The organism is Segetibacter sp., assembly GCF_025963695.1.
Lineage (GTDB): Bacteria > Bacteroidota > Bacteroidia > Chitinophagales > Chitinophagaceae > Segetibacter.
In genome coordinates this window covers 24,618-42,512 of sequence record NZ_JAOQAH010000059.1, presented here as the reverse complement: position 1 = coordinate 42,512, position 17,895 = coordinate 24,618, and the positions used below count along the sequence as shown (strand labels likewise).

12 protein-coding genes, 1 tRNA gene and 1 other RNA gene are annotated in these 17,895 nt (G+C 39.0%); 4 read left to right on the top strand and 10 right to left on the bottom strand.

What is annotated here, in order from left to right; all coding sequences use genetic code 11:
- Nucleotides 1–156 precede the first annotated feature (156 nt).
- The 3 genes from JWR87_RS09990 to JWR87_RS09980 form a co-directional block, all read right to left on the bottom strand.
- Nucleotides 157–1,959, bottom strand: a complete 1,803-nt coding sequence (locus JWR87_RS09990) for an ATP-binding protein (protein ID WP_297819110.1) — start codon at nucleotides 1,957–1,959, stop codon at nucleotides 157–159.
- A 3-nt stretch (nucleotides 1,960–1,962) separates the two neighbouring features.
- Nucleotides 1,963–3,180, bottom strand: coding sequence for an SIR2 family protein (locus JWR87_RS09985; protein WP_297819107.1), 1,218 nt, complete (start codon nucleotides 3,178–3,180; stop codon nucleotides 1,963–1,965).
- Nucleotides 3,181–3,285: 105 nt separating this feature from the next.
- A complete protein-coding gene (locus JWR87_RS09980; RefSeq protein ID WP_297819104.1) occupies nucleotides 3,286–3,909 on the bottom strand; it encodes a hypothetical protein in 624 nt (207 codons plus the stop codon).
- Nucleotides 3,910–4,698: 789 nt separating this feature from the next.
- Between JWR87_RS09980 and JWR87_RS09975 the strand changes: the two genes are divergently transcribed.
- The gene (locus JWR87_RS09975) at nucleotides 4,699–5,250 is read left to right on the top strand and encodes a hypothetical protein (protein ID WP_297819099.1); all 552 of its coding nucleotides are present in this window, start codon (nucleotides 4,699–4,701) and stop codon (nucleotides 5,248–5,250) included.
- A gap of 446 nt (nucleotides 5,251–5,696) precedes the next feature.
- Here JWR87_RS09975 and JWR87_RS09970 read toward each other — a convergent pair whose 3' ends face one another.
- From JWR87_RS09970 to JWR87_RS09960, 3 genes are all read right to left on the bottom strand, one after another.
- A complete protein-coding gene (locus JWR87_RS09970) occupies nucleotides 5,697–6,515 on the bottom strand; it encodes a carbonic anhydrase (protein ID WP_297819096.1) in 819 nt (272 codons plus the stop codon).
- A gap of 720 nt (nucleotides 6,516–7,235) precedes the next feature.
- Nucleotides 7,236–7,319, bottom strand: a tRNA-Leu gene (locus tag JWR87_RS09965).
- A 209-nt stretch (nucleotides 7,320–7,528) separates the two neighbouring features.
- Nucleotides 7,529–8,935, bottom strand: coding sequence for an amino acid permease (locus tag JWR87_RS09960; protein ID WP_297819093.1), 1,407 nt, complete (start codon nucleotides 8,933–8,935; stop codon nucleotides 7,529–7,531).
- Nucleotides 8,936–9,181: 246 nt separating this feature from the next.
- On the opposite strand from JWR87_RS09960, the gene JWR87_RS09955 reads away from it, so the two are divergent.
- Both JWR87_RS09955 and rnpB read left to right on the top strand, forming a co-directional pair.
- Nucleotides 9,182–9,787 (top strand): hypothetical protein, encoded by a 606-nt coding sequence (locus tag JWR87_RS09955; RefSeq protein WP_297819091.1) that lies wholly within the window; start codon nucleotides 9,182–9,184, stop codon nucleotides 9,785–9,787.
- A 204-nt stretch (nucleotides 9,788–9,991) separates the two neighbouring features.
- An RNA gene (gene rnpB, locus JWR87_RS09950) (RNase P RNA component class A) lies at nucleotides 9,992–10,357 on the top strand.
- Nucleotides 10,358–10,466: 109 nt separating this feature from the next.
- On the opposite strand, the gene JWR87_RS09945 is transcribed toward rnpB, so the two are convergent.
- The 4 genes from JWR87_RS09945 to JWR87_RS09930 form a co-directional block, all read right to left on the bottom strand.
- Nucleotides 10,467–12,761: a sodium-translocating pyrophosphatase gene (locus JWR87_RS09945; protein WP_297819088.1), complete on the bottom strand. Its 2,295-nt coding sequence runs from the start codon at nucleotides 12,759–12,761 to the stop codon at nucleotides 10,467–10,469.
- Between the two features lie 120 nt (nucleotides 12,762–12,881).
- Complete coding sequence (locus JWR87_RS09940) at nucleotides 12,882–14,375, bottom strand: NAD(P)H-hydrate dehydratase (protein WP_297819086.1); 1,494 nt, start codon at nucleotides 14,373–14,375, stop codon at nucleotides 12,882–12,884.
- 261 nt (nucleotides 14,376–14,636) lie between these two features.
- Complete coding sequence (locus JWR87_RS09935) at nucleotides 14,637–15,791, bottom strand: serine hydrolase domain-containing protein (RefSeq protein WP_297819081.1); 1,155 nt, start codon at nucleotides 15,789–15,791, stop codon at nucleotides 14,637–14,639.
- Nucleotides 15,792–15,934: 143 nt separating this feature from the next.
- Nucleotides 15,935–16,363: a response regulator gene (locus JWR87_RS09930; protein WP_297819078.1), complete on the bottom strand. Its 429-nt coding sequence runs from the start codon at nucleotides 16,361–16,363 to the stop codon at nucleotides 15,935–15,937.
- A 162-nt stretch (nucleotides 16,364–16,525) separates the two neighbouring features.
- Between JWR87_RS09930 and serA the strand changes: the two genes are divergently transcribed.
- Nucleotides 16,526–17,761 (top strand): phosphoglycerate dehydrogenase, encoded by a 1,236-nt coding sequence (serA, locus tag JWR87_RS09925; RefSeq protein ID WP_297819076.1) that lies wholly within the window; start codon nucleotides 16,526–16,528, stop codon nucleotides 17,759–17,761.
- Nucleotides 17,762–17,895: the final 134 nt, after the last annotated feature.

Genomic DNA, 17,895 nt, shown 5'->3' with positions numbered 1-17,895 from the left:
TAACCTTTGCTGTAAACGTTAGCAGTCGTTTTTCAAATACCAGACATAGTCTGGCTTCTTCATTTACATGCCAAGTCGCCGACATACGGAGAGCTGGGGATAGTCTACGGAGAGTGGGGGGAGGATGTTTAATGATTTCTAAAAAAGTCATAGTTGTTAAGTTTGGGTGCTATTTAATGAAGGAGTATTTGAATTTGGTTTATTATTAGGTTCATTAAATTTCATGATTATCGGCATTGGAAAATCTACTCCCGTTAGTATAGCCTCACCTTCACCTAAAATTGGCAAGAAGTCCAAAGTATTTTTATTAGCAGAGCTGCAAGCATTTGTAATTGCTTCTTTATCATTAAAGTTTATAAGTCTATGGACTATAAAAGTTCCCATTTGGCTTAAAGTGCCGTGAGGAATATCTCTGGGCATCTGGGTAGCAATACAAAGAAATAACCCGTGTTTGCGGCATTCTTTCGCTATGGAATCAAATGCATCTAAAGGAGTGCTTTCAAAATATTCATCCTTAATAGATTTATTAATAAATTGATGGGCTTCATCTATTACGATTATCAAGGGTCTATTAGCTCTATTAGTTTTAGAGTTAAAATCTCCACTACGAGCCTTAGAAAGTAATCGTGAACCAATTGCATTTGCAACTATTTCCCGTAAATGAAACGAGAAGGGAACTTTATCAAAAGCAATTCTGCAAATAAAATCTTTACTGTCCGCTTGGAGAAATTTATCAATTTCTGTTATGATATCCTTCTTACTTTCATTATCAAACCCAAAAACCTTGCGGAAATCAGGATCACTTAGAACGTTATATATTCTAAGAATTAAACTTGAAGAATTTCCGAGATTTCTTTGGTCAACTGTATTAGCCCAATTATCACCAAAAATTTGATAACATTCATTATTAATCTGGGTTGGCAACTTTTGAATGTCAAAATCAGTACTGGAAAAATTGTTCAATTCTTTCGAATACTTAGCACAGAGGCGGTTGAATGGCCTTGTAGCTTTATTCTGTTTAACAATGCAGCCATTTTTAACCTCGATAGATAAAGATGTTGATGTCACCCCGTCCCGTTCTTTAACCGGAAAGGAATATACTATGGAGTCACTTCCTGTGATGGAAAAAGAAGCTTTATCTCTTTCCAATATAGTTGCAAGTTTTAAAGAATTAATTGCTTCTAAGAGTATTGGTTGCTGCACCTGACCAGAAGGACGAAAAATTACAAATAGATCAGAAACAGAAAGATGTCGATAATGAAAATTAACCGTTTCTCCTAATTGGAAGGATACACATTTAAGCGAACTGTTACTTAATGTTTCATATTCCCCGGTCGCATCAATCAAGATAGCTTTATTATTTGTTCGAGATATCGCTTCAACTAGTTTACTTACCGTGAAACTTTTACCACCCCCAGTTGTACCTACAACAGCGCAGTGTCGGCCAAAAATTGATTGTAAAGAGACGGAGACTTTTGTGGATGGATTGGAAATTAAACGGCCTAATTCAACAATTACCGGTTTATCTTCTTCTTCTTTCACACCGAACCTCGACATGTATTGCTGAACTAATGAACCAGAACTAACAAAAACTTTTGCACCAATATTGGGATAAGCACTTATTCCTTTTTTAACTTTAAAGGGATTATAAAGGTCAAATGATAATAGAATCTCAACATTGCCCGTGGGGTGGAAATCACTTGTTTGAAAAGCTTTTTCATTTAACGAAAGTCGTTCAGATTCGGGTAGCACAAGTTCAGTAATTCGCCCTAAAAATCCAACCTTATCTCCTTCAATAACAACAAAGCTTCCTACTAAACCCCCGTTAAAATCCTCTCCAAAATGAGTAAAGCCATTCAACAGGACAGAAGATGGAAAATGTACTTTTATAAATTGAGGCAAAACTTGATTGACATAACCTAAAAAATAATGATGATCAAAAGGATTGATTTTATTCATTTGCTACATGTTGATGGGTTCAGCCTCTGGCTCTTGGTAATAAGTCTGAATTTCAGGAAAATGATTTGCGAAGTCGGAAAACCGCTCATCTATCATGATGATCCTTTCCGAAACCTTTGCTTCCTTTAAAAGCTGTTGGAAATTTTTGTTCAAACCATCAAAGTCGGGATTTATAACTGCTAGTTGAAAACCTGGGTTTTGATTTAATGCTTCAAGGAGAATTGCATTTATATGTTTATCACCAAAGCTGTAACCAATGCAAAGAAGTACTGTATTATCAAGGCGTAAGTTTTGCTGGAACCTGGCAACCATTTCAAAGAAAGGTTGTTCATACGAGTTTTCATACTTCGATTCCCGGGGGTAGACCATTAACGGATCGCCACAACCATGTTGCATTATTATTTTGCCTTCCTGATTTTCATCTCTTGTCCAATTTAAAGAACCATGAAGTTTATAAAGATGAAATAACCTTGATATAAAGTTATCCTCCTCCTTCAATCTGCTCTTTTCTCGTTGTACTAAATCGTAATCAAAATACCTTCCACTGAATTCCCTAGGAGTAGTAAATGAAAAACCATCAAGTACAACTGCACCTACCTTGTTTGCTGCTTGTTCAAAAAGAAGATCGTAATTGAGTGTAAAAATTTTTATTCTCGGAAGAGTTGCTTTTCGTTGGGTAATCTTCCTTATAAAGGTGGCATGTGGAAAATCATTTTCTTCATCCGGTGCTACTAAGTCACACATGTCTTTAATAAGTTGAAGTAATTCCGATCTATTTTTAATAAGCTTCTCTACTTCTTTAGTATTTTCTCTACTAAATTTAATATGTCCTTCAATTAAAGAAAGTAAAACTTCTAAATTTGGCACAGCAGTAGAACAATTTACATAATTGCAAACTTTTGTGAAGTCTTCTCCGAGTTTAACTTCCGCCGCGTTCCATAAACCGGCCATCGACATTCCAACCTGCTTCTTTCCGATACCAATGGAGGACCCGGCTCCTGATAAAATAAGAAAGTTCTTAAATTGCTTCTTGAAAAACTCTTTATAGTAGCTTCTCTTTTGCTGAATTGCAATTTGTTCCAGACTTCTTGTTTCTCCTTCAATTGCTATTGGCTTCGACTCATTAATGTAAATTTCCTCAATCTCGCCAGTATCATTTTTTACAATTCTGACCCTGCGCGATGAATGAATAAAAATGTACTGATCTTTGCTAGTACTCATAATTGTTAGTTCGCTTTTATTTTTTTTCCTTTCTTTTCTGTGCTAAACATCCACCCATATACTTATCATCCCACTCAAACAAAAACTCAATTCGCTTGATTTCTTTTATGAAGGGTTGGGAGCGGTAGCAGAGTTAAGTTGGGTTGTCATTAATCCAGGATATTCTTTTATTATCCTTCCAAAGGCCCATAAAGCTTTATCAATTTCGAAATAATCATGTTCATCTGCCAAATCTTTCATATCGAGAAAGAAGGGCAAATATTCTTTGTAAAAAACTTTCAGCTTAGCAGTTCGGGTAAAAGGCAGAGACTTCTCATCCTGGTTTTGTATAAATCTAAAAGCTCTATAAACATGTTGATCAAATATTGGATATTTGGAAGGCTGGATAATATGCAACAGAAAAATTTGCCAAATTGCTGACATTCTTCCAAAAGTGTTCTCAAACTTTTCATTTTCAAATTCACCCTTAAGCTCATTAACCAATTCTTCATGCTGTAGTACCTGATTTAAGAAAGAAACTTCTTTTTTTGAGCTTAGGTTCATACCATTTTTCCATTCAAATAGTAATCGCAGATCCCCTGTCGATAGGGTCGGTTTTGTAACTATAGCTTGGTATTGTTCATAGTTTGAATAATTATATAACCTGCTCCAACATTTAACGAAAGAGTTAGCATTTTCAAATAAGTTCAATTCAATAGTTGGAAACATTTTGTTAGCATCAGCACTCATATTGTTTTATTTTTTTGATTTTTTGATTTATCACTCCCGAACATCCCACCCATATACTTATCATTCAACTCAAACAAAAACTCCATTCGCCTGGTTGCGTATAAAGGATTGGGAGAAATTAAACAGGTATATCGCGGCTCGATCCCTTCAATATAAAGACCTGCAGCAGATGGATAGATGGTTTATGTAGAGTATGCCCTAAAGCGGCCCGGAGGAGAGTTGCCTATGTATGGATGGGCAAGTTGCGGAGTGTGTTGTTTGAGGGTTAGCAATTAGTTAGGTGTTGGGAACTAAATATATAGAATTTATTGATAGCTCAAAAAATATAATATTATTGGATGCCACCACTACTTAATTACCAGGAAGTTCAAGGTGTTTCGCAGGGCACAGGTCTTCCTGCGGAAGCCGCCGGATAATCTCATCGCTGTTATTTAGCAGAGAACATTCTGGCAGAACGGGGAGTTCTGTAATGGAAGCTATCATTAGGGAACAATTATGTAGATCAGCAGTTGGTTTTCAAATACCAGACAAAGTCCGGCTTATCATTTTCCTCCGTAGTTGTCCTGCGGAACACTACGGAGAGCGGGAGAACGGGGAGTTCTATAATGGAAGCTATCATTAGGGAACAATTATGTAGATCGGCAGTTGGTTTTTCAAATACCATGCAGAGGTTGGCTGATCATTTTCCCGGGTATTTGTTTTAGGGAACTGTATAGATTGAAATGTTTCTAAATAATACTTTTTAAGTATATTCATTTCTCAACAATTAATTATCCCAAAACTAACTTCATGAAAAAAAAACTATGCTCCCTGCTGTTTGCAGGCATTGCTTTGTCTGTAATTTCCTGTAATAATAATTCTTTGGCCGAAGAAACAGCTACGACAGCAGTAAAAGATTCGTCCACCATCAGTGTACAATATCCCTACACCTTGCCGGAAGACAATAACTGGGATATGAATACAGACCCTAAGAATACACAGGTAGTGCTGGCCGTACTAAAAGGCTTTGAAAGCGGCGATACCACGGCAATAGCCCGAAATATTGGAGATAGTATGGAACTAAACGGAGACGGCTATAAATTTAAAGGAACGAGAGAAGAATTTATGCCGGTTATTGCTCAGGAGATGCAACGTCTCAAAAATGCAAAGGTAAAAATGCATGACTGGGAAACTGTTGTAAACAAGAAGAAAACAGAAGAATGGGTAACAGTTTGGTACACTCAATATTGGGAAACCCCACAAGGTAAAACCGATAGCCTGGCAATAGTAAATGACGCGAAGGTAAAAGATGGTAAGGTGGTAAAATGGAATGAATATATAAGGCATTTCCCAGCCAAATAAGATTTGTTACACAATTTAGGTGTTCAATATTCATATTATATCAAAGGCAGCATTACAATCGTAATGCTGCCTTTTGTTTGTACTGCAGTGCTGCTTACAGGACTGGGTAAAGTGCGGATAATAATTAATGGCGCACTAGTGAGTGACATAACAATGTGTCACGCTGTGCAAATCTGAACTAAGAGAATTGTTTAGTGCCGATGAAATTGCTTCTGTAAGTACGCCAGACAGAACCTGCAACGGCCTCGAGAAGCTGATAAAGCATACAATTGCAATTAATATCTGTAACGCAAAGCCAAATACCAATAATTCACTCTGAAGCTTCAAGATTTTGTGCTGCGAAAATGATTAAAAGAGTATTAATAAAAGGTCGATTATTTATAAAGTTGTTACCTTTTTGACATTATTACTCCCCCGAACTGAGCTGTCCATGAAACGTTTTGATACTAATACTTACCTGTAATATCTGCAGTATTATACCGGGTTTTAGGCAAGTCCTCTAAAGTTTCTTTAAGTACCTCCATTTTACCACTTGATAAATTATAAACAGCTCCGACTATAAGTAGATCTCCATTACTATATGCACGACTTAAAACTGATTCTAATCCTCGAAGTAATTTAACCTGGTTAATCACGTTGCGCCTTACAGCATTGTCCAGTGAATCCCCCGGCATATTTTTTATTTCTAATGCAGCAGGCTTTATAGCATTTATCAGGGTTACTATATGACCTGGTGGGTTTTCAGGTCTTTTAATTGCGGCACTTACTGCCCCGCACGAACTATGTCCTAAAACAACAACCAGCTTCGTTCCTAATTCAAGATAGGCATATTCGATTGTAGCATACGTTGCCTCCGCCATCACCTGTCCAGCCGTTCTGGCTATAAACAGGTCGCCAAATCCCTGGTCAAATAAAATCTCGCTTGATACCCGCGAGTCTGAACAACCAATAATAGTAGCGAAGGGAGATTGTCCTTTAGACAAGCGTTCAATCAGGGCAGGGTCTTGCCGTGGATAAATGCTTCGTGATTGCTGAAAACGTTTGTTTCCCCCCACTAATTTTTGCAATGCATAATAGGGGTTTGCAAAAGCAGAGTCCCTGTTAACTATGTAGTTTTCTACACGCCATTTTGCTGAATCAATCTTTACATTAGTAGTGTTAGTGGCTTTTGTTCGGGTTGCACCTCTCCGTTGAGCAGAAGCTTGGCTAAAGGAGAGCAAAAAAAACAAGCAATATGGAACGAATACTTTTATGTTCTTTGTCATAGTATTTATTTATAAGAACTGTTGTATAAGGTGTGTAAGCAATGCGCTACAATAGTCATACCCTTCTTTCTTACTTTTGAGAAAGCTTTTGCCAGGTCTGGTTTTTCTTTTTACAGATACATATGTGTTAAAACTTTAAAAGGTTGTAGCAATTAGTTATTGAAGTAAAAGCCATTAAAAGCATTCTTAAAGCAGACCGATGCCTGTAGTGTAATGCAACCGTTAAAGCAAGTGCAGGTTGTTTAATACAAAGTCCCGTGGTTGAGGGGCTTTCAACTGTGCGGAAGAAGTTTTTTTGATTTTGTTTATTAGAGGATCAGGTAATCGGGCGAGGATATCGATTAACCATCCCAGCGGTTGATGTTGTGTAATTAACACGTGCCAGGTAAGAATAGATTACAGCACTTTTCTGTGTTGCTTCATAGCTTCCTGCAAACAGGCAGTTTTCTCTTCGGGTTTTTATAATGCGGCGAAATTCGCCTGATGGAAAAATTTAAAAAAATTGAAAACTTGTCCTAAATGTCACGTTAATACGGAGGTAGGAAATATAAATAAATTAGATCGACCAAGCGGAAAGACTTAAAAAAGCTCGCGGTACAAAAGAACTTTACATTGTCTTTTGTACTAGTTACGAAAACATGGGAATTGTAAGACATAAATAACTTAAAGAGGCCGAAGCCTCTTTTTCGTTTAACCGTTTCCATTTTGGTTTCTATAAAGTGCCCAAGACTGGATTCGAACCAGCACATCCTTGCGAACGCTGCGACCTGAACACAGTGCGTCTACCAATTTCGCCACTTGGGCAGTCTATATGAAAGAAGTATAAAAAGAACTTTTATGAAAGATTCTGCTTAGGCAAATGTACATACTGCGGTCAAATTAGGGGTATTTTTATTGCTAGAAAGAATTTTAAGTGAAGATTTGTCCTGCTGTACGCCTAAACGTCAACCTTATTATTACTACATCCATATTAAATCTTCAATACCTAAAAGTCATAACGCCACTAATTTCGTCTACTCTTGTTCCACGGCTTCTTTCGGCTTATTATTATTCTTAAACCAAAAATACATGGGCACCCCAGTCAGCATCAATACTACGCCGATGGCAGCTTCGCGAGGCCGGGCGAAAATTGTATTGATAAAAAGCGCTGCGCAAAATAAAATAACAATTGCGGGAACAAAGGGATAGCCCCAAACTTTATACGGCCGGGGAGTATCAGGCATTTTTTTGCGAAGTATAAAAACACCTAAAGTCGTAGCGCCATAATAAATAAAAACTGCGAAAATAATCATGTCTGTCAGTTGGTCAAATGTTCCGGAAAGTATTAACAGGCACGCCCAAACACATTGGTAAAGCAAAGAATTGGCGGGAGCTTTAGCATTGTTTAACCTGGCTACTTTTTGAAAAAACAGTTGTTCTCTTGCCATCGCGAAGTAGGTTCTGCTACTTGACAGAATAGTAGCGTTTGTGCAACCTAAAGTAGTTACAAGAATAAGAACTGAAATAAATAAAGCTCCGTTTTGTCCCCAAAAAGTTCTCACTGCCTCTATTGCTGCAATCTGGTTACCCTCTTTGTAAATCTGCTCGAGCGCAGGTATCGAAAGCAATGAGAGGTACGTTGCATTTACAAGCATATACAGAGCGATAATAATAGAAACACCAATTGCAATTCCTTTCGGAATATTCCTTTTCGCATCTTTAATTTCACCTCCAACATAACCTACAGCCGCCCAACCCTGGTAGCCCCAAAAGGCGGCTAACATTGCAGTAAAAACAGCACTTAAGGTTACAGGAGTATCGTTGGTTGTTTTCAAGTTAAAGGCCTGGCTAATGTTCGAATGACCGGTTGAAAGTCCGGCACCCAGAATTAAAAATATTCCTGCAAACACCAACATTAATATTGCACTACTAACCCATGTGCCCGTTTTAATACCCCTTGTGTTAACAATTGTTAGCAAAATAATAAGAATGATTGCCGTAAGCTTTACATTGAAATCGGCAAAAGGGTAGAAGATATTAGCAATATTGAAATCAGCCATAGAAAGTAAAGGTTCCGACGGGAAGATGGTGTTAAAGGACTCGGCAAATACATAGGCTAACGACGAAATAGCAGCAGTTTGAATGACCGCGAATAACGACCACCCGAAAATGAATGCAAAGAACTTATTGTAGATCTTCTTGTAGTAAGCATACTCTCCGCCGGTGTCCGCAAGTAACCCTGCTACCTCTGCATTGCTAAGGGCTCCAAATAAAGTAATAATACCGCCCAGCATCCAACATATCAGCACCCACCCGGGAGAGCCTAATTCTGCCGCCATTGGTGCCACTTTTTTGTATACCCCTGACCCAATAATATTTCCAATAACAACTACAATTACCATCCTTATTCCAAGCGATCTGTTCAGTTGGGGTGCGTTCATAGTAACAGTTTGGTGGTCGTTTTTGATAAAAACCGATAAAAATAAAATGAAAGATTGAAAATCACCCGAAAGAAACTGCTACAAAGTAGATTAAAGGATTAATTATTATTAGCGTTACACCGTACGGGGAAAAAGCACCAATAAAAGGTAAAACAAACTTGGAAAATATGTTAGAACCTACTGATCGGGTAAAAGTATTTGCTATAATTTTAAAAAATTTGGTAAGGTTATTGGTAATAGTAAAGTATGTACTACTATGGACGTGATAAAAGGCGAAGAGCTAAAAAAAGACTAAAGCAGGGTTTAATTGCTTTTGCATTAATCGGCATTTTGGCTGTTTCTTACTTCCTGTTTGTTAACGATAGTTCTGACAACGTTGCTGCTGTTGACCCTGTAGAGAACAGCTTGCAAGCGCGTAAAATACTTGCCGGAGATGGACAAACCGGAGACGAAAAAGATGGTAATGCAACAAATTCAAGGTTCGCAAGCTCAAATAGAGATGGATACGAAGAGCCTGTAATTCCGAGAAATAGTAATACCCGGCCTGTTGCTGCCAGAAGTGGGGAACGTGAGAAACAATTTAGCGCTGGAAAGGTTGCAAAAAATTCACGTGAGTCATTTTACGAAGTCAAGTCTGTTGCTCATTTTTACAATGAGCCTAATGAAAGAGCGCGGAGAAAAGAGGTGATTGAATATTGGAACCATTCTAATGCTTCCATAAAGCCCATCACCCAAAAAAATGATTTTATATATATTGAATTTACATATCCCTCGGGAGAAACCACCAAAGGGTGGTTAAGAAAAAAAGATCTTAAAAAAGTTAACACAGTGTACGGGAACAACAAAGACTAGTAAGCTTACTGGTTGACTTTTTATATTCGCGTCAGCTTGCTTGCAGAAAATGTAGATGCCTGATATTAAAAGCTGGTTACGCATTACCTTTACATAATTGGAACCCGATAAAAGAACTTATTTTATTTTTAGAGCATAACAAAAGCTGCCATACCTTTTTAGTATGGCAGCTTTTGTTTGATTGATTTACTTGGTTTAAGATTTACTACCAGCCGTGCTATCGCCTCTGTACACAGGGGAGGAAAGTCTGGACAGCAAAGAGCGACTTACCGGTGAATAGCCGGCTGTTCCGCTAACGCGGGATAAGAGACAGTGCCACAGAAAATAACTATCCGTGTGATAACGGAAAAAGGTGAAAATGTGAGGTAAGAGCTCACAACACTATTAAGTAATTAATGGTGTGGGTAAACCTTAAGTGCTGAAATGCCATGTATAGGACTGGTTCGAGAACTGCTCGTTCGATCTCTTTAAGAGAGCCGTCCAGGGTAGGCAGAAACAGGTTTTCAGTAATGAACGCCGTAGATAAATGATAGCCTTGAACAAAATCCGGCTTATGAGCTGGTGGTAGTCTTAAACTTTTAAAGTACCGGGTTGAAATGTCATGAAAAGTGGTAATAACAAAAAGCCCTGTTGCAAAACAACAGGGCTTTTTGTTAAACGGTTTTTCCTAAACCTGCAGTTATTTATTTCCGTGGAAATTTACTGTAAGAGGAGCATTATTTTTAATGGCAACTTTAGTCGCTTCAACTTCAATTGTTTTTTCCTTGATTGTTTGAGTACGTGCATCAGCAGGACGTCGTGTTCCATGAATACTAGCCAGCGTAGGCGCAATTACAAGGGAAACAATAGACATTAGTTTAATCAGGATATTCATCGAAGGTCCGGAGGTATCTTTAAAAGGATCTCCAACTGTATCACCTGTTACTGATGCTTTGTGCGGGTCGGATTTTTTGTAATACATCACCCCGTTTATTTCAACTCCTTTTTCAAAGCTCTTTTTCGCATTATCCCATGCACCACCTGCATTGTTTTGAAACATACCCATTAATACTCCACTAACTGTTGCACCGGCAAGAAAACCACCTAAAGCCTCGGGGCCAAAAATGAAGCCGATAATTAACGGAGAAATAATTGCGATGGCACCTGGCAGCATCATTTTCTTAATTGAAGCTTCAGTCGATATCGCTACACATTTATCATATTCTGGTTTGCCTGTCCCTTCCATTATACCTGGAATAGTTTTGAATTGGCGACGAACTTCTTCAACCATTGCCATAGCGGCTTCACCTACGGCCCGTATTGCAAGGGATGAAAAAATGTACGGGATCATACCCCCTACAAATAAACAAGCTAAAACATCCGCTTTGTAAATATCAATTCCCCTAATACCGGCAATACCAACAAACGCTGCAAATAATGCAAGGGCAGTCAATGCAGCAGAAGCAATTGCAAATCCTTTGCCTGAAGCTGCAGTAGTGTTTCCAACTGCATCAAGAATATCTGTTTTTTCACGTACCTCCTTAGGCAATTCACTCATTTCTGCAATACCACCTGCGTTATCCGCAATAGGACCGAAGGCGTCGATCGCTAATTGCATTGCAGTTGTTGCCATCATACCGGCAGCGGCAATTGCTACACCATACAGCCCGGCAAAATGATAACTACCATAAATACCGCCGGCCAAAACCAAGATTGGCAAAAAGGTACTTTCCATACCTACAGCAAGTCCACCGATAACGTTGGTAGCATGTCCTGTAGCTGATTGACGAATAATACTCATTACCGGACGTTTGCCCATTGCGGTGTAATACTCAGTTATGATACTCATTAAAGTACCTACCAAAAGTCCAACAGCAATTGCGCCCATTACACCATTTTTTGTAAAATGGCTGATGCTTTGCAATTCTTCACCTGTTGGTCTTATATCACGGCTAAGATATAAGTCACCATCAGGTAGTATACCATTTACAAGAAAATAAGAAGCAATAGCAGTTAGCACAATTGAACCCCAATTACCCATGTTCAGGGCTCGTTGAACTACCGAAGTATTTAGTCCCGCCGTATCGCTGATGCGTACAAAAGCGGTAGCAACTATAGAAAATAATATGCCCACACCTGCAATAAGCATTGGCAGAAGAATAGGAGAGAAGCCCGAATATCCATCGGGCAACGCTGCTCCCGTACTGGTTGTTACCTCGTGCCCCAAAACAATGCTCGCTAAAACGGTCGCCACGTAAGAGCCAAAAAGATCAGCACCCATACCTGCCACGTCACCCACATTATCACCCACGTTATCAGCAATTGTGGCCGGATTTCTTGGATCATCTTCCGGAATACCTGCCTCCACTTTTCCCACCAGGTCAGCACCAACGTCAGCAGCTTTGGTATAAATACCTCCACCTACACGGGCAAACAAAGCAATACTTTCGGCACCCAAAGAAAATCCTGTTAATACTTCAATGGCCTTAGTAACATCCGTAGATGTGGACAGTGCTCCGGGAGCAAAATATTTGATTAAGATAATAAATAAGCCTCCCAAACCTAATACAGCAAGGCCGGCAACACCCATTCCCATTACCGCTCCACCTGTAAAAGAAACATTCAATGCTTTTGATAAAGAAGTGCGTGCAGCGTGGGCTGTACGGGTATTGGCTTGTGTGGCAACGCGCATACCTATATAACCAGCTAAAGCACTAAAGAAGGCACCAATAAGGAAAGCTATAGAAATAGTCCAATGCGACTCGTCGCTTCTGCTACCCATGTAGCCTAAAAGAATTGCTACAATAATTCCAAAATAGGCCATTATCTTATATTCAGCTCTTAAAAAGGCCATGGCTCCTTCTTGAATATAACGCGCTATTTCTTTCATCCGGTCGTTACCTGGATCTTGTTTAGATACCCAGTTGAATTTTACCAACGTATAAAGTAGCCCGATAATACCCATAGCTGGAACCGCGTAAATCAATTTGTCCATATCTGTTTGAGTCTTTTGTTTTTAAAGTGGTCAAAAATAGTATAAAAGTGGATATTAACACTTTATTAAATCATCCTTCTTTTATACTATATGATTCTAAAATACCACCTCAGATTGTCCTTAATAACGTGCAATAGAAAGAAATGCTTTACCCAGGTATTCGGCTATGTCACCTGCAATTAAAGCTTCTTCTGAAACAGCCTGAACAGCAATATCTGCCGATAGTCCATGTAAAAACATTCCCAGTAAACAGCTTTCTTTTGCCGAGTAACCTTGAGCAAGAAGCCCGGTTAGTATACCGGTAAGAACATCGCCGCTTCCCCCGGTGGCCATGCCCGAGTTGCCGGTTGAGTTGAAATATACTTCCCCGTCAGGACAAGCGACAAAACTATAATGGCCTTTTACTATAATGTACACAAACAGCTTTTGAGCCTGCAACCTTGCTGTCTGAATTCTTTCCAAATGGTTTTCTGTCTTACCAAATATGCGTTCAAATTCTTTCGGATGAGGGCTTAAAATACTTCCCGGCGGTAATTCTGATAGTAACTCTTCATTTGCTGCAATTATATTTAATCCGTCAGCATCTATCACCATTGGCTTGTTGTAGTTAATAAGCACCCTTTGTAACAATCTTGCGCTCTCTTCACTTGTACCCGTTCCGGGGCCAATACCAATTGTGGTATATTTTGAAAGATCAACGTCGTCTATTGTTTCCTGCGCTATTGCCATTGCTTCAGGAACTGCTGTCTGAATGACTCCAAACTGTTCTTCGGGAATCATAGCTGATACCAACCCCGCGCCCGATCGAAGGCAGCCTCTTGTACATAGAACAGCCGCTCCCATTTTACCTTTCTCACCTGCAATAATTAATGCATGACCATAAGTGCCTTTATGTGAAAAATGTTTGCGGGGTTTGTATATCTCTTTCATTATTTTCTGATCTGTCATTTCAAACATCGCGTTACCGGTAATCAAAAAACCAGGATGTAGGCCAATATCTAAAACGTGCACTTCACCGAAAAAATCCTCATTTTCCGGAAACAGGAAGCAGAATTTAAGTTGCTGAAAAGTGAGTGTCTCTTCAGCTTTTATTACGCTTTCCTTAATAGTAGGTTTGTCCGCAAACATTCCGCTTGGTAAATCGATAGAGATGATTTTTGAAGAGTATCTATTAATGTGTTGAACCAGGTCGGCAGACAGTCCATCCAAAGGCCTGTTAAGTCCTGATCCAAATAAGGCGTCAATAACAAGGTCACCTTTATCAATTATCGGGAAAAAATCAGGATGCTGAATAAAATGAATATTGACAGGGAAGGAGTGAAGCCTGCTAAGATTCGTTTGAAAATCATCGGTACCTAAAGAACCAAATTCCAGGATATAAACATCGGATATAATTTCTTTTTCGGCCAGTTGTCGTGCAATAGCCAAACCGTCGCCTCCATTATTTCCTTTGCCGCAAAAAATTTTAATTTTTTTATTTCCCGGGTTTCTATCTTCTATCCATTTGGTGCATTGTCGTGCAGCTCTCTCCATCAGGTCTATTGAACTTACCTGTTCGTTCAATATTGTAAACTCATCCCACTTACGCATTTGTTCCGCCGATAAAATTTTCATACTGGCTACATCTTATAATGCGTGAAGGTCACGATTCTTTGTAAGTGTAGGCAAAAAAAGGGAGGAAATTATGCAGCCGGCATTGTAGTAAAATGTAACATTATTGTGTCACACACTTTTACTTTTGTGGTTGTGGCAACGCCTTAGGCGAACGCCTTTGTGAATGATAGAAATGGCTGATATAGAAAGAAACGGTACAAGGGAGTGACACAACAATGCTGATATAGAAAACTGTGGCCGGCTTAGCGAAAACAAAAAATGTTATTCGTCTGTTTTTTCAACTTCGGTCTTTTTACTATTACTGAAGATTGTTCCGATTTTCATGCCGCCATAAATGCCTTTATTAAACTTGTTGCCGAGGATGATGATGGTTGCAGTGTCTGCAACAAGGCGGGTAAAACAAGTATTATTGCCATGCCACCAACCGTTATGGTAAACAATTTTTGTGGAGTTAGGCATAATCATCAACCTCCAGCCAAGCCCGTAATTGTGCATAGACGGTCTTTCGTTGCTGTTGGGTTGTGTTGCCTCTTCATAAGTGGCCTGTGATACTATCTTGTTACTGTATATTGCCTTATCCCACAAAAGCATATCGCGGGCGGTGCTGTATATATTTTTATCACCATACACGCAGTCCATCGACTCAAGATTAAATGGCCTGTTATTGTACTGGTAGCTTGGGCGATAATTAGCAGAGTCCTTTATCGAAAAAACAAAAGTGTTCTTCATTCCCAGCGGTGAAAAAATGGTATTGCTTAAATATTCGGGAAATGACTGGCCCGATACTTTTTCGACTATAAGCGCCAATAATGCATAATTGGTATTGCAATAGTGAAAGCCCCGGTTTGGATAACTATATAAAGCGGGCTTTTTATCTATCATAAATTGCAGCATATCGTTATTGGTAGCCAGCCTGTGCCTCCAGGCCGGGTCGGCCGGCATAAAGTAAACATAGTTAGGCAACCCACTTCTATGGCTTAACAACATTCTTACAGTTATACCCGAATAAGGAAACTGCGGGAAGAAAACCTGTAAAGAGTCATCAAGATTGAGTTTATCTTCTTCCTGCAATTTCATAATTGCCATTCCTGTAAAAGTCTTAGAGGTTGAGGCAAGATGAAATGGAGTGGTTGGAGTAATTGTATCTTTTGTGTGAAGGTTAGAGAAGCCGTGATAGTCCTCAAACAATACCTCACCGTTCTTTGCTACAAGTATGCTTCCATTAAAACCGTGTTTACCCAACATGGAGTCATACATCTTTTTGACCGCCGCTGCATATTGAGCTTTTTCCTGCGGCGACAATTGACGGTATTTAAAATCTTCTGCTTCGGTTGTCAATTGCCGCTTGTCACTGGTTTTCGAATGCTTGCACGAAACCAACAGCGATAAGAGAAATATGTATAATAGGATTTTCAAGAAAGTACGTTTTTTAAACACAACAAAAATAGGGTAAGCGGTAAACGTTTTTTCAACGATAAAATTTTACTTGATAAAATTTTTTTAATACTACAGTTATTAACAAAATGTGGAATACGAGGAGAAGACAAATACCGGACCTATTAGTGCGGAAGCCTAACACACTCAACCCAAAATTTTCCTATTTTATGCATTTTGTCGCACCACTCCTGAAAGTTATTAGGCTTGCTTATAAAACAGCTGGCACCTAAGTCATAAGCTTTTTCAACGTCTTGCTGCGCTTCTGATGTCGAGAAAATTACTACTGGTATTTTGCGTAATGTCTCACTGTTTTTAATTTCTTCGAGGGCTTCGAATCCACCTTTTCGAGGCATGTTTAAATCCAGCAATATTAGGTGAGGAAGATTTTTTGCATGTGCTTTCAGATGGTCCATCAATAGCTGCCCATCGTATACTTCATTTATCTGGATCGAAATTTTATTTTCAAGAAAACATTCTTTCGTCAACTGCACATCGTCAGTATCATCATCCGCAATTAAAATTTTAAATGGAGAGGTTGGAGTTTTTGTCATTATGAATTAAAGGTAGAAAATAATGAGACTGCTGCAGCAACTACGGACCAAAAATCCTATTTAAACGGTAGAATAAAAAAATGAATTAATTTGCCGCTTTTTAAACTGGCAAACATCTACTTCGTAATGGAATTGATGACTAAAAAAACCCAAACAGGTTTAATGAATAACCAAATAACAAGCTATCCAAAAGAGAAAATTCAAATTTTGCTGTTGGAAAATATCAGTCAAAATGCATCAATAGTTTTTAAAAATAACGGTTATAGCAATATAGAAATTATTGCAGGGGCCTTATCCGAAGAGGATTTAATAAAGGCTGTTAAAGATGTACACTTATTAGGAATAAGAAGCAAAACCAAGGTTACTGAAAAAGTACTGGCGTCAGCTAAAAAACTACAGGCTATTGGTTGTTTCTGCATCGGCGTTAACCAGGTGGATTTACAGGCCGCTACAAAATACGGTATTACAGTTTTTAATGCACCCTATAGCAATACACGAAGCGTAGCTGAACTTGTTATCGGCGCCGCCATTATGTTAATTCGCCGTATTCCAGACAAAAATGTCGCAGCACACAAGGGCATTTGGATGAAAGAGGCAAAAGGTAGCTACGAGCTCCGTGGAAAAACTTTGGGTATAATTGGTTATGGAAATATAGGAAGTCAGCTTAGCATTCTTGCAGAAGCTTTAGGCATGAAAGTGCTTTTTTACGATGTCGAAACAAAAATGCCGCTAGGAAACGCGTCCGCTGTAAAAACATTACCTGAACTCGTAGCGACGGCAGATGTAATATCGCTTCATGTTCCGGAAAATGCCGGAACTAAAAACCTGATCAATAAAGAGCTCTTGGCCGAATTTAAAAAAGGTTCCATTCTCATTAATTATGCCCGGGGAAAAGTGGTAGACTTAGATGCCCTCAGCGAAAGCCTTGCCGAAAAAAGGCTAGGAGGTGCAGCCATAGATGTTTTCCCTGTTGAACCTGAAAAAAATGGCGATCAATTTATAACTCCTTTGCAAAATCTCCCTAACGTTTTACTCACCCCTCATATTGGTGGAAGCACCGAAGAGGCTCAGCAGAATATTGGTGAAGATGTGAGCAACAAACTTTTTCAATTTTTAGAAAAAGGCATTACAAACGGCTCTCACACTGTTCCATCGCTCGCTCTTCCACCACAGGAGAATACCCACCGCATTTTGCACGTTCACAAAAATGTTCCCGGAGTGTTGAGTGCCATAAATACACAGCTCTCAACAAACGATATCAATATAATTGCACAATATTTAAAGACGAATGATGAGATCGGGTATGTAGTGCTTGATGTTGACAAAAAGCTTTCTGCACAGGCGGTCGAATTACTAAAAGATGTTAGGGAAACAATTAAGGTGAGATTGCTCTATTAGAATTTAAAGGTATCAGTCAACAATGACTTGTGGCTGAATTAACTGCTTTAATTTTAGTATTATACAAGCATTGGTTTTCATGTCGTCATCGTTGCGTCGCAATCACGTCATCTGCAGGCAGGTTTGCATCTGCA